Origin of the sequence: Brevibacillus sp. SYP-B805, assembly GCF_011059135.1 — a bacterium.
Classification (GTDB): Bacteria; Bacillota; Bacilli; order Brevibacillales; family Brevibacillaceae; genus Brevibacillus_F.
In genome coordinates this window covers 220,222-242,186 of record NZ_JAALGD010000002.1, presented here as the reverse complement: position 1 = coordinate 242,186, position 21,965 = coordinate 220,222, and the positions used below count along the sequence as shown (strand labels likewise).

The 21,965-nt window shown below is 56.7% G+C and carries 19 protein-coding genes; 16 read left to right on the top strand and 3 right to left on the bottom strand.

Features of this window, described 5'->3' with window-relative positions:
- Window positions 1-56 precede the first annotated feature (56 nt).
- Window positions 57-4,004: a VWA domain-containing protein gene (locus G3578_RS03950; RefSeq protein WP_165208835.1), complete on the top strand. Its 3,948-nt coding sequence runs from the start codon at window positions 57-59 to the stop codon at window positions 4,002-4,004.
- Window positions 4,005-4,054: 50 nt separating this feature from the next.
- Here G3578_RS03950 and G3578_RS03945 read toward each other — a convergent pair whose 3' ends face one another.
- The 3 genes from G3578_RS03945 to G3578_RS03935 are packed head-to-tail and all read right to left on the bottom strand — an operon-like array spanning window position 4,055 to window position 7,183.
- Window positions 4,055-5,860: a hypothetical protein gene (locus G3578_RS03945; protein WP_165208834.1), complete on the bottom strand. Its 1,806-nt coding sequence runs from the start codon at window positions 5,858-5,860 to the stop codon at window positions 4,055-4,057.
- Window positions 5,850-6,638, bottom strand: coding sequence for a hypothetical protein (locus tag G3578_RS03940; RefSeq protein WP_165208833.1), 789 nt, complete (start codon window positions 6,636-6,638; stop codon window positions 5,850-5,852). The genes G3578_RS03945 and G3578_RS03940 overlap by 11 nt, the downstream gene beginning before the upstream one ends.
- Entirely contained in the window at window positions 6,635-7,183 is a 549-nt protein-coding gene (locus tag G3578_RS03935; RefSeq protein WP_165208832.1) for a type IV pilus modification PilV family protein, read from the bottom strand. The genes G3578_RS03940 and G3578_RS03935 overlap by 4 nt, the downstream gene beginning before the upstream one ends.
- A 196-nt stretch (window positions 7,184-7,379) precedes the next feature.
- Between G3578_RS03935 and G3578_RS03930 the strand changes: the two genes are divergently transcribed.
- The 15 genes from G3578_RS03930 (at window position 7,380) to G3578_RS03860 (ending at window position 21,959) form a co-directional block, all read left to right on the top strand.
- Window positions 7,380-8,258, top strand: coding sequence for a hypothetical protein (locus tag G3578_RS03930; protein WP_165208831.1), 879 nt, complete (start codon window positions 7,380-7,382; stop codon window positions 8,256-8,258).
- A gap of 41 nt (window positions 8,259-8,299) precedes the next feature.
- Complete coding sequence (locus G3578_RS03925; protein ID WP_165208830.1) at window positions 8,300-9,889, top strand: VanW family protein; 1,590 nt, start codon at window positions 8,300-8,302, stop codon at window positions 9,887-9,889.
- A gap of 24 nt (window positions 9,890-9,913) precedes the next feature.
- Complete coding sequence (locus G3578_RS03920) at window positions 9,914-11,572, top strand: GspE/PulE family protein (RefSeq protein ID WP_165208829.1); 1,659 nt, start codon at window positions 9,914-9,916, stop codon at window positions 11,570-11,572.
- Between the two features lie 9 nt (window positions 11,573-11,581).
- The gene (locus tag G3578_RS03915; RefSeq protein ID WP_165208828.1) at window positions 11,582-12,628 is read left to right on the top strand and encodes a type IV pilus twitching motility protein PilT; all 1,047 of its coding nucleotides are present in this window, start codon (window positions 11,582-11,584) and stop codon (window positions 12,626-12,628) included.
- Window positions 12,629-12,632: 4 nt separating this feature from the next.
- Window positions 12,633-13,841 (top strand): type II secretion system F family protein, encoded by a 1,209-nt coding sequence (locus G3578_RS03910; protein ID WP_165208826.1) that lies wholly within the window; start codon window positions 12,633-12,635, stop codon window positions 13,839-13,841.
- A 25-nt stretch (window positions 13,842-13,866) separates the two neighbouring features.
- Window positions 13,867-14,400 carry a type II secretion system protein gene (locus tag G3578_RS03905; protein ID WP_165208824.1) on the top strand — a complete coding sequence of 178 codons (534 nt, stop codon included), beginning with the start codon at window positions 13,867-13,869 and terminating at the stop codon, window positions 14,398-14,400.
- Window positions 14,401-14,469: 69 nt separating this feature from the next.
- On the top strand, window positions 14,470-15,243 hold the full coding sequence (locus G3578_RS03900) for a prepilin peptidase (protein WP_165208822.1): 774 nt from the start codon (window positions 14,470-14,472) through the stop codon (window positions 15,241-15,243).
- 10 nt (window positions 15,244-15,253) lie between these two features.
- Window positions 15,254-16,321, top strand: a complete 1,068-nt coding sequence (gene pilM, locus G3578_RS03895) for a type IV pilus biogenesis protein PilM (RefSeq protein ID WP_165208820.1) — start codon at window positions 15,254-15,256, stop codon at window positions 16,319-16,321.
- Window positions 16,318-16,938: a hypothetical protein gene (locus G3578_RS03890; RefSeq protein ID WP_165208818.1), complete on the top strand. Its 621-nt coding sequence runs from the start codon at window positions 16,318-16,320 to the stop codon at window positions 16,936-16,938. Before pilM ends, G3578_RS03890 begins: the two co-directional genes overlap by 4 nt.
- 31 nt (window positions 16,939-16,969) lie before the next feature.
- A complete protein-coding gene (gene pilO / locus G3578_RS03885; protein WP_165208816.1) occupies window positions 16,970-17,680 on the top strand; it encodes a type 4a pilus biogenesis protein PilO in 711 nt (236 codons plus the stop codon).
- Between the two features lie 85 nt (window positions 17,681-17,765).
- A complete protein-coding gene (locus tag G3578_RS03880; RefSeq protein ID WP_165208814.1) occupies window positions 17,766-18,971 on the top strand; it encodes an SPOR domain-containing protein in 1,206 nt (401 codons plus the stop codon).
- Window positions 18,972-19,147: 176 nt separating this feature from the next.
- Entirely contained in the window at window positions 19,148-19,390 is a 243-nt protein-coding gene (locus tag G3578_RS03875; RefSeq protein ID WP_165208812.1) for a DUF4321 domain-containing protein, read from the top strand.
- A 41-nt stretch (window positions 19,391-19,431) separates the two neighbouring features.
- Complete coding sequence (locus tag G3578_RS03870; protein WP_165208810.1) at window positions 19,432-20,016, top strand: Maf family protein; 585 nt, start codon at window positions 19,432-19,434, stop codon at window positions 20,014-20,016.
- A 67-nt stretch (window positions 20,017-20,083) separates the two neighbouring features.
- Window positions 20,084-20,785 (top strand): RadC family protein, encoded by a 702-nt coding sequence (gene radC / locus G3578_RS03865; RefSeq protein ID WP_165208808.1) that lies wholly within the window; start codon window positions 20,084-20,086, stop codon window positions 20,783-20,785.
- A gap of 130 nt (window positions 20,786-20,915) precedes the next feature.
- Window positions 20,916-21,959 carry a rod shape-determining protein gene (locus G3578_RS03860; RefSeq protein ID WP_165208806.1) on the top strand — a complete coding sequence of 348 codons (1,044 nt, stop codon included), beginning with the start codon at window positions 20,916-20,918 and terminating at the stop codon, window positions 21,957-21,959.
- The last annotated feature ends 6 nt before the right edge of the window (window positions 21,960-21,965 follow it).

The window sequence follows — 21,965 nt, the reverse complement described above, 5'->3', positions numbered from 1 at the left end:
GACAACCATGTCAGACGCTTCATGTAGATCAGGTGAGCAAAAGGGAGAGGATGTCTTTGCGATTCTTCAGGTCATTCATGGTTTTCTTCATCATCCTGCAGTTGGTACTCGGATCGTGGCATCTGCCTGTCGAAGCAAATGGCAGCGGGAATGGAAACGGAAACGGGAACACTCCCAACACGCCTTCCCTGGGGATTGCAGCGGAAGCCGCTCAGCGGGATATCCCCTTGCCGGCTGATGGTCCTGCGCAGGGGGCCATCAATCTGACGGTACTGCCTCAAGGAACGGTAACCAATGCAACCCGCGATCCGATCGATGTTGTGTTTGTTTTTGACAAGTCGGGATCGATGAAAGAAAAGGCTGGCTCCAAAACGAAACTGAAGCTGGCTCAAACGGCAATGGGGGAAGCCGTGAAGCTGTTTTCCGGGGTCAATTCGGAAGGGAGGAACCTGGGAGACCGTTTTGCACTGGTGCCGTTCAGCAGCGAAGACGAAACAGAGTCGAAAACATACGGACTAACGAACAATCTGGAGTACCTGTACCAAAAAGCGCTCGCGCTGGATGCGGACGGCGGTACCAACTATACCGTCGCGTTGGAGAAAGCAAGGCAAATCCTGAATGATTCCCAACGGCGAAAATATATCATTTTTCTGACGGACGGGATGCCTACCTTTTCCAAAAAGAATCTTTTGATCGACAATGCGGAGCGGTTGGTTTATTTTAAACTGTTTGACAGCGCCCGGCCTTATACTACCCAGAAGTATTACTACAAGAATGGAACGTCCCAGAAAGTTTATTTGGAAAATAACGTTTCATACCGGCCAAGTGACGACACGGTTTACAATGCGGTGAAATCGGAAATCAGATCGCATGGTATTGATGCCGCACAGGCCTTGTCAAAAGCCAACATCAAATTGTACGCCATCGGCTTCGGCGACATCGACGGCGCCCAAAAAGAAGTGGACCTGGATTACCTGAGAAAGCTCTCCGAACTGACGGGTGGAACGGCTGAACATGGCAGGGCGGACAATTTGAACAGCGTGTTCCGCTCGATTACGGACGATATCAACCGGCTGGTGCTGGGGCAGGTAAAATTTAAGGTGAACCTTTCGAAGTACAACGGCAAAGTGCGGCTCGCTCCCAATGCGAACGCCTATATGGACGGCGATTATGCGGTCATGAATCTGAATGACGTGCCTTACACGGTAGGTGGCGCCACCCCCAGCCCGCAATCCTATATGCTGCCGTTGGAATTTCTGGAAAAAGGGACATACAATTTCAACAATTCGGACGACAACAGCGGCAAGGACATGTATCTGGAATATGTCAACCTGCAGGGGGAAACCGTGCGGGTATATCCCGGACATGTGCAGTTCAAGGTGCGGGATCGGGTACCTCCCTCGTACCAGGTGACCATGAGCTACCTCGATAACGTCTCGGAGCTGGAGAAATGGCCGCCAAATGATGGACGGACCCGTGACACGTTCCGGATTCGGTACACCGTCAAAGCGGTCGGCGACGTCAACGGCAATGGCAACGGAAACGGGCACGGCAGCCCGTCAGGGAAACTGTCCAACGGCAAGCTGGTTCAACAGCTTCCGAAGGGAGTCAAGCTGCTGTCGATCAATGGAGTGCCCGTTTCACCAGGAACCGGTTCTCCGGTTGAGATCAGCCTGCAGGAGGTGGAATATTCCAAGATTTCCTCAGCGCCGGAACAGATTTTCACCTTGGAGGTGCAGGTGGAATGGGCGCTGAACGAACGCCTGCAGAACCCGGAAGTGTATTACACGGACGATGAATCCGCCAAAAAGACGACGTTTGAAGCGCCCAAGGACCCTGTCAGGCTGAAAGTGAAGCTGCCGGACGCCCGTGGCTACACCTATGAAGCAAATGAGCTGGGCCAGATTCGCAAACTGCTGAACGCGGACAATACGATGGCGGATTCGGTTACGCTCGTGCAGGATGACCGGGAGATCACCTTGCCCGTCAAAAGCATGCTCTTTAAACCGGGGAACAGCAACCGGATCATCGCTGTCACCTATCGCGATGTCGAAGGGGAACGGGATGTCACGGCAGAACTGCCGCTCGTTCCTGACGTCCTGATGAAGGAGAAGGAGAGTGGGGAGCAGCTCGCCGATCGCACCTGGACAAATGAAGCGGTGGAAATCTCGCTAACCCGGCTTGTTCCGGATTCCGGCAGCCATGTCGTGTATCAGTACCGCCTCACCGGAGACGGGACGAGGGAGGATTGGCAGACGCTGTCGGCTCCGTACAGATTTGATCTCGACGCCGACGGCAAGTATACCATCGAGGTCAAGGCAACCGGCGGCTTTGCGACAGGCGAGATCGTTTCCAGGGAAGCATGGATTGACCGGACACCGCCAGCGATCACCATCCTTTCGCCGGAAGACCGCGCCGTCCTGGATGCGGACAGGGTTACGATCAGCGGGAAAGTGACGGAGCCTTACCTTGATTGGCTGAAGCTGACGGGGGCAAACGACCTTCCTGCCGACGAAACCATCCCGGTCAACACCGATGGTTCGTTTTCGTACCAGGCTTCGCTCGCTGCCGGGGAGAATGATTTTACCTTTACGGCCCGGGACCTGGCAGGAAACAAACGGTCCGTAACCCTCACGGTAATCAAAGAAGGGGGGACGACCCGCTTTTCGCTTTACTACGATGCGGACGGAACCAACCCCGTACCGGAGGAGAAATATGGCGAGTGGTTTGGTCAAACCGTCTATGCCAAGCTGGATTTCCCGGCAGGGCTGCCGAAGGAATACCTGTTGGACGGCAGCAAGCATCCTTACACCGGCCTGATTGAAATCAGCAAAGAGGGGACGACGGAGATCAGCTACCGCGAATCGTCCGGCTCCGGCACCATGATTACCCGTCAGATCAAGCTTGATCGCACGGGGCCTGTGGTCACGATCAGCGGGGGTACCCCGGATGGACCGGATAAACAGGTGAAAGATATTCTTATTTCGGCCGAAGATCCCAACGGCTCCGGCGTTAAATCGCTCACGGTGTGGGATTCCATCGGCGGACCATCGAACGCCCGGACGATTACAGGAAGCCAGGGCACCTATACGACGCAGCCGACATCGACCGGTCAGGTAACCGTCTACGCGCAGGCCACGGATCATGCGGGTCACAGCACGACGGTCGAGCAACTGTTTGTCATCGACATTACCCCGCCGGAGGTTCATCTTGGCGACAACTTTATCATCCAGCTGAAAGGCGATAGCGGTAACATTACCATCAATGCCAACGTAACGGATGAGCCGGGGGGAAGCGGCATTGAGAGAGTCACCTATGAGATTTACAAGGCGGACGACCAATTCCAGTTCGGCGAGACAGCCGATGTATCCGGTGAAATGTACAACAGCGGCGGCAGCCAGTATTCGGCGAACGCGAATGCGGGCGATGAGCCCGGTTGGTACAAAGTGACGGTGAAGGCATACGACAGGCATAAGAACAAGTCGAACCAAACCGTGGAGCGGCTGGTAGACAGCCACTCGGACGTCTTTCTCGTCAGCCCGGGCTTCAAGCTTGCCGCCGACCCCAGCATCGATTTCGGACAACAACACTACGGCAATGATGTTGTTTCCAGCAGACCGATTGCCATTTCGTTAACCAAACAGGGCGCTTCCTACTTCACCACGACATTGGCGAAGCCCTCGACGGAAGCGGAGAAGCTTGCGCTCGGCAGCTGGTTTGACGTCAACCGTGACGGGCAGATCGGCCAGGGAGACTGGGATTGGGGCGTCAAGCTGATCGAGTACGCCATTTATCCGGAAGGTAGGGAACCTACCAAAGATGATTGGATTCCGCTGAAATCATCCCAGATCGTCATCACAACGCCTGACGTGCCGTGGAAGGTAGCCATCCGCATCACCGATTCCAACACACGCTGGAATCCATCCAAAGATGCGGTCGGGGTACAAATCACGAAGATATTGGATGGAACCTTTACAGTAAGGCCCAATCTGAAGAAAATGTAAGAAGGCACGAAGCGCAGCACCCTCCGGTATCTGACCGGAGGGTGCTGCTTTTATGGATTGTTCAGCGTGGCAAACTCATGAATATAGTAGGAAAACCTGTGCTTGATCGGAATGCCGGGCGGGGGATTTTCGAACAAACCAGGATTAAACTCAACCTTCAAACGGGCTGAGTTGGGATCCGGGTTCAACGGTCCATGGCTGGAATCAAAAACCACTTTCCCATCTGCATCCAGTTTGGCGACGCCATTTTCCAGCATGACGTCTCCTCTCACCGCATTCAGCTCGATCTTCTTGGCGTGAATCCCTCCGTACAGCCTGTAGTTGGAGGCTACGCCATACAGGGTGATGCCGTCGGGCGCTTCGGTGTAAACAAAGGAACTGATGGTTTTTTGGCTGTTTCGCATGCTCAGGTTAAACAGCTCCACTTTGCCGCCAGCCAGAATCACCAGGGTACCGGGGTTTTCTTCGTTGTTGGTCTCTTCTTCTGTAAATTGCACATTCCCTTTCACATAGACGGTGGCATTCATGTTGAAGGAGCCCTGCACCCGCAGATCGCCATTGATATAGATCGGCTCATTGCACGTCAGATCTTCAAAGACTGCATTTCCGTCAATATAGATCATATGCCCGTCACCTACGTCTACTGTTCCTCGCAGAAATGCAGCCTGGTTGTTGACCGCGTTCTTATTATTACCGGCAATGTACAGATTCCCGTCGTTGACGATGAGTGCGGAATCATTCCCATCCATCGTCAAGACACCGTTGACGACATAGTCGCCGCCATTGACAGTCAACGTAACGCCTTGTTTGATCCTGACACCCCCATTGGTGAATGTGGCGCCAATGTCTTGATCTGCCGTAATTTCCTCTTCCGTACTGTCAGAGGCGCCGAAAGACGGCCACGTCGGCCGTTTCTCCCCGATCACCTGCGCGATGGGCCGAATGTTGCCAAAAGCCGGCTGCAGATTCAGGTTGAGGGTGGGTTGGATGACAAACGCCTTGTACCATTCCGAAGAAATGTTGGAGATGTCCGGTACAAACGACGTCTCTTCCCAAAACATATGGTGGTTTGTGACATATGCATACGGACTGCCCAGCTGACCGACGACGGAAGGATAGGTAGTAGGTTCCTTTACTTCGTTCCCTTTGGAATAGTAGGTAGCCGTGTTTCTCATGGTAAAGGTGTTGGAATAGATGTCTCCTCGAATGAAAGGGGACCCGTTCAACACGATCTGGTAGCATCGGGCGGCATTCTTCTGGCAATCGATCGAATCATCAATAGGTGTGGACAGCACATAATGAAATTCTTCCGGGATCGTGCTTACATAGACGACGGCTTTCATTCTGGCTGTTTCGGTTCCGTAGGCGGCAGGGGCTGTCCCCGTTGCTTCTATCGTGAATTTTTCCACGATCGGCGTGCTCGGGTTCGCCAGTTCGGTTTCTGCGTTACCTGCATCGGTTGGTTTCTTCGGCTCGCGGGTAACCGTCAGCTCGTATTTGGCGGGGGCATCGGCTGCCGGATAGGTTTTGGTAAACGGGCTTTCCGGAAAATGTTTCCGCATGACGGGGAGATAGATATCGGTGTAGATCTCATTGCTCTTCTCTTTGCCGGTTGCCTCGATCTGATCATTCACCACTTCAACCGCTTTATCCAGCCTCGCCAGCGCTTCCTCCATCCCCATGCGGGCAAGATACTGGGATTCGCCCCGCGCCTCCGTCTTGCGTGCCATCGCCAGACTGCCCAGCGTTACTTGCAGCAGGTTCGTCCCGAGCAGCGTGAGCAGCAAAATCACCAGGATGGCGACGAGTGCGGCATAGCCCTGTTCGTCTTTCAGTTTTGCTTTGCTATTGGGCATAGAAGATCCCCCTCAACGACTCGATATGGATCCTGCTGCGGAATTCATAGGGCAGCGACTCCTGACCGCGATCGGGGTCGTATTCGCACAGCACAAGACTGATCTCCAGCGAACGCTCAAATTTGTCGTTATAGTCGGGTTTGACAAAAGATTGCTGCACATGGTTATTGCCTTCCGCATCCGACACTTTCACATCATTCAGCAGGGGAAAACGCGGGTCGTTCAGCTGAATGGTGGAACCGGGATCCGGATCTTTGCCGCCGTTTTCTTTGCTGGTAAAGTATTTGGTTGCCGGAAAAGGCAGATAGTTTTGCCCTGGCGGCTGGGTAAACGTTTCGCGCACCAGGCGGTAATGGGTGTGCTCACCGGGTCTTGGGGCGCCGTCCTGCTCGATTTTGTACAGCGTATTGACCCAGTGCTGGTCCGGCTGCCCTGGATTGACCAGCTGGGTCAGCCATATTGCGCTGATGACGGCGGAGGCCTCGGCCGTTTTCGTCTGTCTGCCCACCGTCGTGTTGGGAGGGGCGGTCATGTAGTCGGTAACGTTCTCGATGCCGTATGCGTTTCGGGTTGAGGTGATAATGCTGTTGGCAAGGGCGTCCGCGTGATTGCGCATGGTTGCCTGGCTCGTTACCTTGTTTTTCAAGGAATACCCTGACATCAGCACCCCATACAGCATGGCAAGCACCATGCTGAACAGCAGCAAACCGGCCAGGAGTTCAACGAGGGTAAGGCCCTCCTCATTCGCCAAGGAAGAGCGAGGATTTGCCTGCCTCATCGGCGCAGCACCTCCTTTGCAATGAATGCCTCGACGGAGGAGGAAACCCGCAGCTTGTCCGCTGCTGCGTTATACTCCGTTTCATTCAACCAGGTTACCGTGACCTTTATTTTCAACAGTTGGTCGTCGTAATCATTGGCATCGTCCGGCTGATTGTCGTCCAGCGAGGTAATCTGTACCAGCGTATGGTAGATGGTGCCGTTTACCGTATCCAGTTCCTTTGCTGTCTTTTTCGGAAACGGATTGGCTGGGTTCGTATCCAGCTTCGTGTCAAACGGATACGTTTTCGTCACAGCCCTGCCATCCGTCAGATCGGGATCAACATCAGCCAATATTTTTTGAAAATCTCCCAGCTTCCACTTTTCCACTTCCTGCCGCGCCAGGGTGGCGGCGATCAGCTTTCTGTCGGAAACCTGAACGGACTGCTCGGCCTGATAGAATGACTTGATGAAATACATGGCCACAAGCGTAACGACCGTCAGCGCCAAAATCACTTCGATCAGGGAAGATCCCCGCTCGTCTCGCCAATCCATCCAATGACCCATAACATCACCTGTCTGGTGTTGAACTGTTTTTACCGGGATAGTACATATTTCACTGTGATAATAGTAAATTTGAATCAACTATTTTCAGTATGCATAGGACTATTGTAAGATAAAGAGAAAAGGAATGAAATACCAAGTTGGGGGACAAAGGGAGAAGGGGAGGTCCGCCTTCCCCCTCTTCGCAGCAGGAGGTGCTATGATCACACTGGTAATCGCGTTGCTTGTCAGCGGCGGTCTGTTGTTTCTGGGAAAGCGCTTGGCACCGCCTTTTCTTCCCGAAAAGCATGTGACGATGGTCCGGTTTGCCGCCGCAGGTACCGTGCTGCTGTTTTTTTTGGCGGCTGAGTACGTTGGATATGGTATCCCGGTTGCGCTGCTGGTGCTGCTGGTACTGGGGATCTCCGGCTTGGCAGGTTGGCTGGTCGCAAAGGAGCGGCAGCAGGCGGTGTTGGTACAGGCGGCAGAGGGAATAGCGGTCAGCCATCATCACGCGGAGCCGCCGCTTGCCGCCCGCGATCCGGAACCTGGGGTGATGCAGGAACAGAGCGATGATGCAGCACAGGCCGCCGCATTCGCCGTAGAAACGGCCCCCTTTGATGAACAGGCGGCCATTGATGAGCTGATTCGGGGGTTACGGGCAGCAGGCGAAGAAGAGACCGCCGCTGCACAAGAGCCCGCATCGGCGGACGCCGATGCCGGCGCAGACGACCGGACCGGCATGGAATCGGTGATACTGGAAGTTATTGACAGAACTGCCTTTATCGAGGAAGATAGGGAAGCGGAGCCCGATGTGCCCAGCGGAGAAGATGACGGCGAAGAACTCCTTCTCTCCAATCTGACCGCCCTGCTGGACGAAAGCGAAACCGCCTCTCCCGGCAGCCTCGAGACGGCATATGTGCCCCCCGCTCAGCCGGACAAGCCTGACATGAGCGACATGCGTAGGCTTGTGCTGCAGCTGGAGGAAATCGAGGCGGACGGGCTTTCTGCGCAGGCGGCGGATGGGTTGGAACAGCAAACGCCGCGCCATGCCAAGCTGCTGGAACTGGAGGAGATTGCGGAGTTCCCCGAGCGATAAGCATTGGCATGGGAATGGAACAGGACATGAGGTGAGGGAAGATGGAAGAAAGACGATGGCGTATCCCGGAAAAGGCATCCCTGCTCATCCTTTACCTTGTGATGGTTGTGTGCGGTATCGTGGTCACCGGAATGGTCGCTCCCCCGCTGGAAGAAGCCGTGCAGCCAACCAGGCTTTCCCCGGACGTAAAGATCGGGGGCCTTTCGCTGGGAGAACTAGAGGTGGAACAGGCGCGGCAGCGTGTGGCGGCACTGATTCATGCGGCCCAAGCCAAACCTCTTGTCCTGGAATACGACGGACAAACATGGACGCTGACGCCGGAACAGCTGGGACTTGTGTACGATCTGGAAGGCACCACATCGGAACTGCTCCAGAAATCGACCGCTACCCAGGGGCTGCGCAAGCTTTGGCACACGTGGACGGGAGAGCCGGTCAATCCGGTCGTGGAACTGCGCTATACCTGGAAACCGGAGGAAGCGGTTCGCGCCCTGGAACAGATCAAGGCAGCGATCGACCAGCAGCCGGCCAATGCCGTCATCCGGATTGACGGAACACAGGTGCGCGTGATCCCGCATCGGACGGGGCGCACGCTTTCCATCGACGAAACATTGAAACGGATGGAGCTGTCCCTGCACAGCCTGGAGGCGGATCGCCGCATTCCGCTGGCGGTGCAGGAGAAGGAACCGGCCGTCGTCGGCACCAGGCTGGAGATGATCGACACGCTGTTGGCGGAAGCAAGCACGGCACTGCCTGCCCAGATCGCCACGGACCGGCAAAACATCAAGAAGATCGTCTCCCGCCTCAATGGCCAAGTGATTGACAGCCATGCGGTCTTCTCGTTTCTCCAGACGATCGGACCGTTTGTGCAGGGGGGAACCTATGTGACGGGCACGGACGCCGGTTCCGTACAGAAGACAGGCGGCATCCAATTCGGCATCGGCCAGGCCGCTTCCACCCTTTACTGGGCGGCGCTCAAGGCGGAGCTTGCCATCGTGGAGCGGCACCCCCACCTGCAGCCGCAGGCGTACGTTCCGCCCGGGCTGGATGCCGCCATTTGGGACGGCAAGCTTGATCTGAAGCTGGAAAATCCGTTTGATCACCCCGTCTATGTGGACGCCCGTCTGACAGGCGGCCAGCTGCACATCGGCCTGTATGGAAACAATGCGGATCGGAAAACGAGCAGCATCGTGCTGGAGCAGCCGGAACGCTTCAGGCCGGAAACGGTCGTTCTGATTGACGGATCGCTGGCTCCCACTGAGCGGCGCATTGCACAGGAGGGAGCGGAAGGCGTGCTCGCCAAAATTTTCCGTGTTGTCAAAAAAGAGGGCTCCCAGCAGGAGGAAAGCAGGCAGCTGATCACGAAAGACTACTATCGACCTATTCCAAAACTTGTGTATGTAGGCCCTCCTTCCCAAATCATCAATCAAGGAGACGGCAATCTGGCGGTGTTCGACTCCGCCGGCCAGCCGTCGCCGCCTGTGCCGCCGCAAACGGCAGAAGGCGGATTTGCCAACGATCCGAACATGGTGCCAGATGCGGCCCGTCCGCCCGACATTCCCGACACCGTGCCGGATACAGCCCGTCCTCCCGACATTCCGGAGGATCCCAATGTACTCATTCCGTCGCCATAAACCGGAAAATCGCGAGGTGGTAGTATGATCCGGAAACGATTGGGTGACCTGCTTGTCGAAAGCGGACTGATCACCGAAGAGCAGCTGCAGAAAGCGCTGCAGGAGCAAAAAACGACCAAGCAGAAACTGGGCGACGTGTTGCTGCAGCAGGGCTACCTTTCCGAAAACCAGCTGATCGAGGTGCTGGAGTTCCAATTGGGAATTCCCCACGTCAGCCTCTTCAAATACAAGTTTGATCAATCCCTCACCAGTGTCATCACGGAAGCGATGGCCAGGCGCTATCAGGTGATTCCGTTGCGCAAAGAGGGGAACAAACTGATGGTGGCGATGGCGGACCCGCTCGATTATTTCGCCATCGACGACCTGCGCATGTCCACGGGCTTTCAGATCGAGCCGGCGATCGCCACCAAAGACGAGATCCAGCGCGCCATCATCCGCTACTACAGCTTGCAGGAATCCGTAAACGAGCTGATGGAGGACTTGTCGGTCGATCAGGAGATGGTGGAAACGGAGCTTGCCGATGAAGACTCCCCCATCGTGCGTCTCGTCAACCAGCTGATCCAGCAGGCGGTGCAGACCCGGGCAAGCGATATCCACTTCGACCCGCAGGAGGACAGCCTGCGCGTCCGCTTCCGTGTGGACGGCGTGCTGCGGACGGAACGGACGCTCCCCCGCCACATGACCAATGTGGTGATCGCCCGCCTCAAAATCATGGCCAATCTGAATATTGCGGAGCGGCGGATTCCGCAGGACGGACGGATTAAGCAGGAGATCAACATGAAGGAGATCGACATCCGCGTCTCCACCTTACCTACCATCTATGGCGAAAAAGTGGTGATGCGCATTCTGGATGTGTCCGCGGCGATCAACGATATCAACCGGCTCGGGTTCAACAAGCGCAACCTGCCGCTGTTCCGCAGGATGCTGGAGCAGCCGAACGGCCTGATCCTGATCACGGGGCCGACCGGCAGCGGGAAATCCTCCACCTTGTACGCGTCGCTCAACTACTTGAACAGTGAGGATGTGAACATCATCACCGTGGAAGATCCGGTGGAATACCATCTGGACGGCGTCAATCAGGTGCAGGTGAACACGCAGACGGGCCTGACGTTTGCCAAGGGGCTGCGCTCCATCCTTCGCCAGGACCCCGACATTGTCATGGTGGGGGAGATTCGCGATCTGGAGACGGCGGAGATTGCCATCCGGGCCTCCATGACGGGACACCTGGTGCTGAGCACCCTGCATACCAACGACTCCGTCACGACGGTCACCCGCCTGGTGGAAATGGGCATCCATCCGTTTCTGGTCGCTTCCTCCCTGACCGGCGTGGTGTCACAGCGCCTGGTGCGCAGGATCTGCAACGATTGCAAGCGGGAAGTGGAACCGAGTGAGCACGAACGCTCCCTCCTGGAAAAACGGGGGTTCAAGCCCCAGAAGATATACAGGGGGGAAGGCTGCGGCAACTGCGCAATGACCGGCTACCGGGGGAGGATTGCGATCCAGGAGGTACTGGCGGTGGATGACGCGCTCCGCAGGATGATCCTGGAAAACCGCACCGCCAGGGAATACCGCATGCATGCCGTCAAAAACGGGATGGTGCTCCTGATTGACGACGGCTTGTTGAAAGTGCTGCAGGGGCTGACCACCATCGAGGAAGTTCTGCGCGTTGCCGTGAACGACTAGGAGGTTTCCATGGAAGAGAAGTCGCTCGACATCATCCATTTGCTCAAATTGGCCCACTCTTCCCAAGCGTCCGACCTGCATGTCACCGCCGGGGCACCGCCGATCTTCCGGGTGGACGGAGACCTGAAACGGTACGGCCAAACCATCCTGACGCCTGCCATGACGGAACAGATGGCCCGCACGCTGATCAAGCCGGATCAGTATGAGATTTTCCTGCAGCGCGGCGAGATTGATTTTTCCTACGGCGTGCCGGGGGTAAGCCGTTTCCGCATCAACGCCTACATGCAGCGCTCCTGCATCGGCCTGGTGGCGCGGGTGATTCCAAGCACCATTCCCTCCCTGGAAGAGCTGAACATGCCGGAGATTCTGTACAAGTTTGCCCAGCGGCCGCATGGTCTGCTGCTGGTGACAGGGCCGACGGGAAGCGGGAAGTCCACCACGCTGGCCGCCATGATCGATTACATCAACCAGAACATGTCCCGCCACATCATCACGTTGGAAGACCCGATCGAATATCTGCACCGCCATGGCCGCTCCATCATCAACCAGCGCGAGGTCGGCTTTGATACCAACAACTTCGCCAACGGCCTGCGGGCGGCGCTCCGGCAGGATCCCGACGTGATTCTGGTCGGCGAGATGCGCGATCTGGAAACCATCCATACGGCGATTACAGCGGCCGAAACGGGACACCTGGTGCTGGCGACGCTGCATACATCCGATGCCTCCCAGACGATCGACCGGATCATCGACGTGTTTCCCGCCCATCAGCAGCCGCAGATTCGCATCCAGCTTGCCTCCGTGCTGATCGGCGTCGTCTCCCAGCGCCTTTTCCCGAAAGCGGAAGGCAAGGGAAGGATTGCCGCGACAGAAGTGCTGGTCAACACGCCGGCCGTCTCGAACCTGATTCGTCAGGAAAAAGTGCATCAGATCAAGCTCATGATGCAGACGGGAAAGGCGCAGGGCATGCATACGCTGGAGATGTCCATCAAGGAACTGCTGAAGCAAGGGCTGATTGCCGCCGACAAGGCGAGACTCTACCTGCCGGAAGGGGAGTGAAGGGATGCCTGAATATGCCTATCTGGCCGTCGACGAGCGGGGAAAACGGCAGAAGGGCGTGCTCTCCGCCTCGTCCAAGGGCGCGGCGATTGCCGAACTGAAAAAGCGCGGCCTGGCTGCCAAATCGATCACCGAGAAGGAAGAATCGATCTGGCAGATGGAGATCACCATCGGCAAGCCGGTGAAGATGGAGGATTTCGTCGTCTTCTGCCGCCAGTTTGCCACCCTGTTCCGCGCCGGCGTCCCCATTGTCGACGCCATCACGATCCTGAGCAATCAAACGGACAGCAAGGCGTTAAGCAGGGCGCTGGTCCAGGTGGCCGACAAGCTGCGCAAAGGGACAGCCCTCTCTGAAGCGGTGGCCGAATTCCCGAAGATTTTTCCGCCCATCTTTGTCAACATGGTGCGGGCGGGGGAGACCGGGGGGAATCTCGACGAGGTGCTGGACCGGCTGGCCCGCCAGTTCGAGAAGGATCACTTCACCATCGAGAAGGTAAAGTCGGCGATGACATACCCCATCGTCGTTGGCATTGTAGCTATTCTGGCCGTCGCGTTTCTGCTGATCAAAGTGGTGCCGCAGTTTACCGGGATGCTGACCGCGGCCGGTGCGGAAGTGCCCGCCCTGACAGCGTGGGTCGTCTCGCTCAGCAACAGCCTGGTGGATGATTGGTATGTTTGGCTGCTCGGCATTCTTGCCCTGATTTTGCTGTGGCACGTATTGATCCGGCTGGATAAAGGCAGATACGCCGTCGATTATGTGAAGCTGCGCATGCCGATTTTCGGCGTGTTGTTCCGCAAGGCGGCCATCGCCCGCTTTACCCGGACGCTGGGCTCTCTTTTCCACAGCTCCGTCCCGGTGCTGCAGGCGCTGACGGTGGTGGAAAAGGTGATTGGCAACGCGGTGATCGCACGGGTGATCAACGAATCCAGGGAAAGCCTGCGGCAGGGGCAGCGCCTTTCCGATCCGCTGCGCAAATCCTGGGTCTTCCCGCCGCTGGTGACCCAGATGATCGCCATCGGGGAAGAGACAGGGGCGCTGGACCAGATGCTCGCGAAAATCGCCGATTTTTACGAGGCCGATGTGGAGAATACGGTGGATCAGCTGAAATCGTTGATAGAACCGCTGCTGCTGCTCGTTGTCGCTTCCATGGTGGGCACCATCATCGCATCAATCATGATGCCGATGTTTAAAATCTATGAAACCATACATTAAAAAAAGGGAAAAGAGGTTGAGAAACATGAAAAAGTGGCTGCAAAGAATATGGAAAGAGGAGAAAGGGCTGACGCTGATCGAGCTGCTGGCGGTCATCGTGATTTTGGGGATTATCGCGGCGATTGCCGTGCCGGCGATTACGGGGATTACGAGCAATACCAAGAAAGAAGCTCACAAGGCGAATGCTAGACAAATGATCGAAGCTGCGAAGCAAATCGTAGCGATTAGCGGATTCAATCCTGATACACCAAATGTTAGTGTCTATCCAGTAAATAATGATGGAACACTTGGTACTGCAGTAGTAGAAGGGGATGATAGTGGCAATAATAAGGAAGTTATGGAGATTACGCTCAATGAACTTGAATCAGCTGGTTACTTTACCGGCATAAAAGATCCAGAATCTAACAACAACTATTCTGGTAGCAGCTCAGCGGTTTACGTGTACAAGAAAAATTCTTCCGATAAAGCATACACATATGCGGTTAAATTAGAAGGTAACTCGAATACTTATATTAAGACTATCGAAGAAAAAGATATTGACAAATACAAGGTTCAATAATTTTTACAATAACCGACACGACACCCGTGGTGTCGTGTCCTCTTTTTTCAAATCCGGAAAGGAGTACCCATGGCTCCCTTGGACATCTTTCTCTTGCTCTTCTTCTTTTTGCTGGGACTCATCTTCGGTTCCTTTTTCAACGTGGTCGCCCTGCGCGTCCCCCGGAAGCAGTCCATCATCCGACCGCCGTCCCATTGTCCCAAGTGCAGGCGCCGCCTGAACGCACTGGATCTGCTGCCGGTATTGGGCTACCTGCTGCGGCGCGGTAAATGCGCTTCCTGCGGGGGAAGCATCCCGATCCTTTATCCGCTGGCGGAACTGGGTACAGGGCTGCTGTTTGCCCTGGCGTACATCGAGCGCGTCCATGAGCCCGGCGAACTGCTTGTCGCCCTGGCGCTCGCGTCGCTCTGCGTGATCGTCTCGATCAGCGATATCGTCTACCGACGCATTCCCAATGCGGTGCTGCTCGTTTTCCTGCCGATTCTGCTGATCCTGCGCCTGTTCTTTCATCCGCAGCCGTTCCTCGCCTATGTGATCGGCGGCGCGGTAGGCTTTCTCGTCCTTTTCCTGATCGCCGTGATCAAGCCCGGCGCGATCGGTATGGGCGACGTGAAGCTGTTGGGCGTGCTCGGATTGGCGGTGGGCTGGCAGGCGCTGGTTGTGACCCTGTTTCTCTCCTCGCTGCTCGGGCTGCTGCTGGGGATCGGGCTGATGCTCGCCGGCAAGGTGAAGTGGAAAGGCAGCATTCCTTTTGGCCCGTCCCTGTGTGCAGGGGCGCTGCTCGCCTACTTTTATGGCCCTGAGCTGCTGGCCGGTTATCTGTCGTTATACCCCCATTTCTGAGGTGAAGGTTATGTGGAAGCGTCTCTTTTCCTCCAATAAAGCCAGATGGCAGCTCGGGCTGCATGTGCTTCCTTATGCCATGCGCCTCACGGATGTCCGACGAAAAGATTCCCTGTCCATTCGCAAACACGAGACGATTCCCCTCCAGAGCGGCATGGTGGAAAACGGGCGTGTCCGCGACAAGGAATGGGTTGCGTTTGAACTGCAGAAAAAAGTGCTGGAATGGAACTGCAAAGGCAGGGAGGTCGTCCTCTCCGTGCCGCTCTCTACGGTGGTGATCCGGTGGCTGCAGATTCCCCGGGTGCCGGACAAGGAAATCCGCGATCTGGTCGATATCGAGATTGAAAACACCCTGCATTTGCCCTTTACCCATCCGGTCTTCGACTACGTCAAGCTGTCGCCGGAGCATGCCCATCTGCCCGGCTTGTCAACCCTGAAGGCGCCGGGTGATGAGGGGCCGCAGGAAGAAAAGCTGAGTTTGCTCGTTGTCGCTGCGCCGCAAGCAGCCGTGCAGAGCTTTGTGGACGTCGCCCGCGCAGCCGGTTTGAAACCGGTTGCCGCCGATGTGGAGCCGCTCGCCCTCTACCGGTCGCTGGAAGTGGAATGGCCGGCGATTGCCGGAGCCGGTACGATGCTGCTCAACATCAATCTGAGCGGCGTGGACGTCGCCATTTTTTCCGGGGGAATCCCCGAATTTATCCGCCATATTCCCTTGTCCGTCCCCTTTTTTGATGAAACGGATGTAACCACCTCCCTTGCGCTGGCCCAACATGCCGTTTCCCATATGGAGCGGGAAGGGACGTACGGCGGATACCTGCACGATCTGCTTGCTGAAGTGAACCGGATCATGAACTTCTACCAGTATTCGATGTACGAGGGTAGGCAAAAGGTGGAACAAATCTGCCTGACCGGCGATTTCTGCGATCTGGCCGGTCTGGCCGGCCATCTGCAGGAACGCCTGCTGGCACCGGTTTACATACCGGGATATAAACATTTTCTCGCTGCTGGAGACGACTTTGCCGGTCCTGCTTTTGCCGTTGCGGTGGGCCTCGGCTTGAAGGATGTGAGCGGCCTGTGACGATCAATATTAACCTGCTGCCCCGGACAAGGCGGAAAATCCGGCAGGAGCCGCTCATCCTGCTGCTGGGGCTGGTGCTGTTGTTCGGCTGCGATTACGTGCTGTATCGGCATTACGAGCACACCCTGGCGGACAGGGAACAGACGGAGCGCGAGCTTGCGGCCGTCCGTGCGCAGAAGGAAAAGCTGCAGCAGCAGCTGACTGCCGAGCAGCAAGCCTCCGACGCGCAGGCTGGGGCAAGGTACAAAGAGCTGCCGCAGCTGATCGAGGCAGCTTCGGTAGATACCACGTTCCTGTTGGAAAGGCTGGCGGCGCTGCTGCCGGAAGGAAGTCTGGTCAGCTCGCTCGAATACCAGGCACCCGATCAGGTGAAGGTGGGCATTCGCTTCGCCACCATCGAGGAAGCGGCCGGTTTTATCCAGGCTGCGCAGCATTCTCCCTATTTTGGCGTGAAAAGCGTGGGCTCCGTTGCCGAGGGCAAGATGCAGGGCTCCCTGGAGATCCTGTCCGAAGGCGACAAGATCGGTTCGGTCTACAGCATCACCTTTGAGCTTACGGTGAAACGCAACACGCTGGAGAAAGCGGACCGGCAGGCAGGCCTTGCGCAGCAGCGCTGACACCGTTGGCAATGAAAGCGAGGAAGCATTGATGACCATAACGAGACAAACGATTCTCCTGATCCTCATGCTTTGCTTTCTGGCAAGCGGCGGGTTCTATTACGTGTTCATTCATCCTCTTGCCGGTGAACAGGAAAAACTGCAGGAAGATCTGAAGCGGGAACGCCAGTTTGTCACCGCCCTGCAAAAAGCGTCGCAAGAGAAAAAGACAAACGGGGAGATCCGTTTCCCGCCCGATTTTCAGTATCGGATTCCGGAAGCGCCCTATCTCGAGCAGCTGATGCTGGATATGACCCGCGTGGAAACAATCAGCGGCGTGGAGATGGACGGCATCGGGCTGTCCGACGGCGGCCGGCAGGAAGAGGGCGGCGCGCAGCAACAACAGGAGCAGGAGATCCAATTCACCCCCATCGGCGGTGCCCCACAGGGACAAAACGGGGCCATCCCCGGGTTGAAGCGCGTCAGCATCACCACGAAAATCAAAGGGAACTACGAGCAGATTCACCGGTTCTTTGCCGAGGTGCTCAGCCTGCCGCGGCTTATTCGTGTCGAACAGGTGAAGCTGTCTGCAGGCGGGAAGGACGACTTCATCTTCCTCAACCCGCAGGAGGACAAGCGCAAGGAGTTGAGCGCGGAAGTCACCCTCTCGGCCTATTACGCTCCCAAGCTGAAGCAGTACTTTCCGCAGCCGCTCCCGATCATTACGCCGCAGCCGGCCCATCGCTCCAATCCGTTTTATTGATTTAGATGAAGGACAATCAGTCATAACCATCCTCCTCCCCTCGTAAGCTAGTACTACCAGAGCTGCGGAACGAGGAGGTTTTTTCATGGAGAGGAATGGAGCGGGGCGGATTTCGATCAAGCTGAACGGCCAGCAGACAGAGCTGAGGCAGCGCCCTCCGGAAAAAGCGGCGCCGGCGGCAGAGCCGAAGCCGCCCGCCATGGAACCGGAAGAGAGCGCCTATGAGCGCTTGCACAAGCTGCGCATCACCATGGGAAAAATGGCGGACCAACCGGCGGACGCGACGTTCGGTCAGCCGGAATACTCGTTCGCCGGCACGCGGGTGCATGAGGAAGAAGATGGCGGTGAGCCACTGCCGCCTCGTCGGGCAAGAAAAATGCCGTCGTGGCTTTCCAGGCCGCCGATCAAGCTGATGATCTCCACCGTCGGGGCCGTTGCGCTCGGCCTGGTGTTCGGATTTCTTGTCCTTGCCGTTTTTACCCAGGAGCAGCTTGGCGAGTCCTATCGCAATGTGCTGGGCGATACGCTGAAAACGATGGCGGCCGATCAGGCGGCACAGGAGTCGGCTACGGATGGGGGCGACGGGCATACAGCTGCAACCGGAACGACCGCAGAGCAGGCGGGGCAGCCGGTGAACCTGGCGCTTGCGGAGCAGACCTTCTCCATGGCGCAGGTAGGGGCATTCGCCAATCCGGAGGCGGCCCAGGAAGCGATCGGGCAGCTGGCGAAAAAAGGGTTTCCCCATTTCCTGTACAAGGGAAGCGACAGAGCGTATCTGTTCGCCGCCACCGCATCGGCTCGGGATGATCTGCTGGGAATGGCCAGCCTGTTTAAAAATCAGGGGTTGGACGTCTATGTGAAGGATGTGACGCTGCCCGGCTTCCAAAAGGAAGTGAAGATGGTTGGCACGGCCGATCCCGCCCGGATTCAGGCGTTTTTTGCAGACGGCATGGAACTGGCCCGCCGCTTGACGAGCTGGTCGGGACGATATCTGGGCAATGCGCAGGGCGTCGCGTTGACGGCAGTGGAAGAAGGCGCGATCAAGGAACTGCACCGCAGAGTGCTCGATGGCAGCCGGATTCTGCAAACAACGGCCCCCGAGAGCTGGCAGCCCCATGTCACCGGCATGCTGAACGGGCTGAATCAGGCGGTTACCGCGATGGAACAGGCGAAGTCAGTGATGGCGGAAGGCAAGACAGCCAATGCGGAAGCGAACGCGTGGCAGATTCAGGCGGGGGCGCTTTCCTATCTGGAACACTATGCGATGCTGGTAGGCGAAGAAACCAAATAATGGAGGACAAGACAGATTTTTTGCGCAATCTTTCCTTGCGTGCAAAATCTGTCTTTTCGTACATTTAGGATGAGAGGAATGAGGGATTGTATCCCCCCTGCCCATTTGCTACACTTAAGTGTGGCTACGAGAAAATGATTTTTTTCCCGGTGACCCGGGGACAAGGGATGAGGAGCATGAAGGGCTGGGAAACCCTTACGTTTGTGGTCGTCCTGTTGGCAGGGATGATCTTCGGCAGCATCATCGGCGATATTCTGGGGCCGTGGCTGCCGTTCTTGAAGGTGTCCAAGACGATCACCTGGTCTCCGGCTGCCGATTTGGAAATTTTGAAGTATGATTTGAACTTGCAGGTAAAACTAAATCTGTGCAGCATCGGCGGACTTGCCCTGGCTTTCTGGATCTATCGCAGGATCAAGTAGCCGGGCGGATGTCTGGCATTCGTGCGAGTAGGTGGAAAATCATGCAAACGCCATTACCCATTATCCTGGCTTCTTCTTCTCCGCGCCGCAGGGAGCTGCTGCAGGCGATCGGGATGCCATTTACCGTAATGACCAGCGACGTGGACGAGGAGACATCGCCAGGGTTATCGCCGGCGGAAATTGTGGAAAGCCTGGCCCTGCGGAAAGCCCGGGCAGTTGCCGGGAAAGAGAAGGAAGGCCTCGTTCTCGGAGCCGATACCATCGTCGTGCTCGATGGCCGGGTGCTCGGCAAACCAAAGGATGAAGAAGACGCATTCCGCACGCTGCAAGCTCTGCAGGGGCGGGAGCATACGGTTTACAGCGGAGTGGCTCTCGTTGATGCCGCGACCGGCAGGGAAGAGGTTGCCCACTGCTCGACCCTCGTGCGGATCAGACCGCTTGCCGAGCGGGAGATCCGGGCGTACATCGCGACCGGCGAACCGATGGACAAGGCCGGTTCATATGCGATTCAAGGCTTGGGCGCCACCATTGTAGAGGGGATTGAAGGCGACTACTTCACCGTGGTAGGTCTGCCGCTTCACCTCACGGCAGCACTGCTGTCACGTTTCGGCGTCCATCTGTTATAGCGGACAGGCCATCGCTTCTGTGACCGTCTCCCAGAGGCTTGCCGCTGCCATGCAAAGGGAGGCGGTCATGTTGAGACAGGCGGCATGTAACAAATTTCGCGTTAAAAACGTCCCATCCTATGAGCGGCCGCGCGAGCGTTTGCTCTCAAACGGCGCTTTTGCTTTGGCTGATGCCGAACTGCTGGCCATTCTGCTGCGCACCGGCACGGAACAGGAAACCGCCTTTCAATTGGCCCAGCGGCTCTTGGCAACGTTTCAGGATCTGCGCGGGCTGGCCCAGGCTTCCCACGAGGAGTTGATCGGGCTTCGCGGCATTGGCCCGGTAAAAGCGGCGGAGCTGCAAGCTGCATTCGAACTGGGGCGCAGGCTTTCCGGCATGACCAGATCAAAGCCCCGTTCCATTCGCCTCCCGCAGGATGTGGCGGAGATCATGCTGCCGGAGATGAGCCATCTTACCCAGGAACACTTTGTCTGCCTGTTTTTGAATACCAAGAACCACATTATCGGGAAGCAGACGATTTTTGTCGGCAGCCTGGATTCCTCCATCGTCCATCCCCGCGAGGTTTTTAAAGAGGCCATCAAGCGGAGCAGCGCCGCTGTCATCTGCTTGCACAACCATCCCAGCGGCGATCCTACTCCCAGCAGAGAAGACATTCAGGTGACCCAAACGCTTCGTCAGGCAGGGGAAATTGTGGGCATCCCCCTCCTGGATCATGTGATCATCGGCGATGGGCGATTTGTCAGTTTGAAAGAGCAAGGGTATGTGTAAGAAATAGAAGCAAATGCAGCATCGCCTGTATCCGCCCTGGACAGCAAAAGCTCTGAGGGTGGGCTTCACCAAGGATCATGTGCAGAACTCACATCGAGACTGTGCTGGACAAACGGAAGGAGATATTACTATGCTCGGTGGATTTTCGCGTGACATGGGGATTGACCTCGGCACAGCCAATACGCTTGTTTATGTGAAAGGAAAAGGAATTGTCGTACGGGAACCGTCCGTTGTGGCAATCCGTACCGATACAAATACCATTGAAGCCGTGGGGAACGCGGCCAAAAGCATGATCGGCCGCACGCCCGGCAATATCGTGGCCGTCCGGCCGATGAAAGACGGCGTGATTGCCGATTTTGAAACCACGGCGACCATGATGCGCTACTTTATCCGTCAGGCGCAAAAGAACCAGGGATTGTTCTCGCGCCGCCCCAACGTGATGGTATGCGTACCGTCCGGGATAACCGCCGTGGAGAAACGCGCGGTCGAAGATGCGACCAAGCAGGCGGGCGCAAAGGAGGCGTACACCATCGAGGAGCCGTTTGCGGCTGCGATCGGTGCCGATCTGCCGGTATGGGAGCCGACCGGCAGCATGGTCGTCGATATCGGAGGCGGGACCACCGAGGTGGCCATCATTTCGCTCGGCGGCATCGTCACCTGCCGTTCCCTGCGCGTGGCGGGGGACGAGATGGATGAAGCGATCATCCAATACATCAAACGCCGTTACAACCTGATGATCGGAGAGCGCACGGCGGAAACCCTGAAGCTGGAAATCGGCTCCGCCCTCCCGCCGGAAGAGCCGGAGTCGGTCGATATCCGCGGCCGCGATCTGGTCACCGGCCTGCCAAAAACGATCAGCGTCTCCAGCGCCGAAATTGCGGAAGCCTTGTCGGAAACGGTATCCGCCATCATTGAAACGGTCAAGATCACCCTGGAGAAAAGCCCGCCGGAACTCGCAGCCGACATTATGGATCGCGGCATTGTGCTGACCGGTGGAGGGGCGCTGCTGCGCAATCTGGACCGCCTGCTCAGCAAGGAGACAGGCATGCCTGTTCACGTTGCCGAGAATGCGCTGGACTGCGTTGCGATCGGCACGGGCCGCGCGCTGGAGAATCTGCACCTGTTTAAATCGAAACACGGCATTACTTCCTCCCGCACGAAACGGGGCAGATAGACGGAG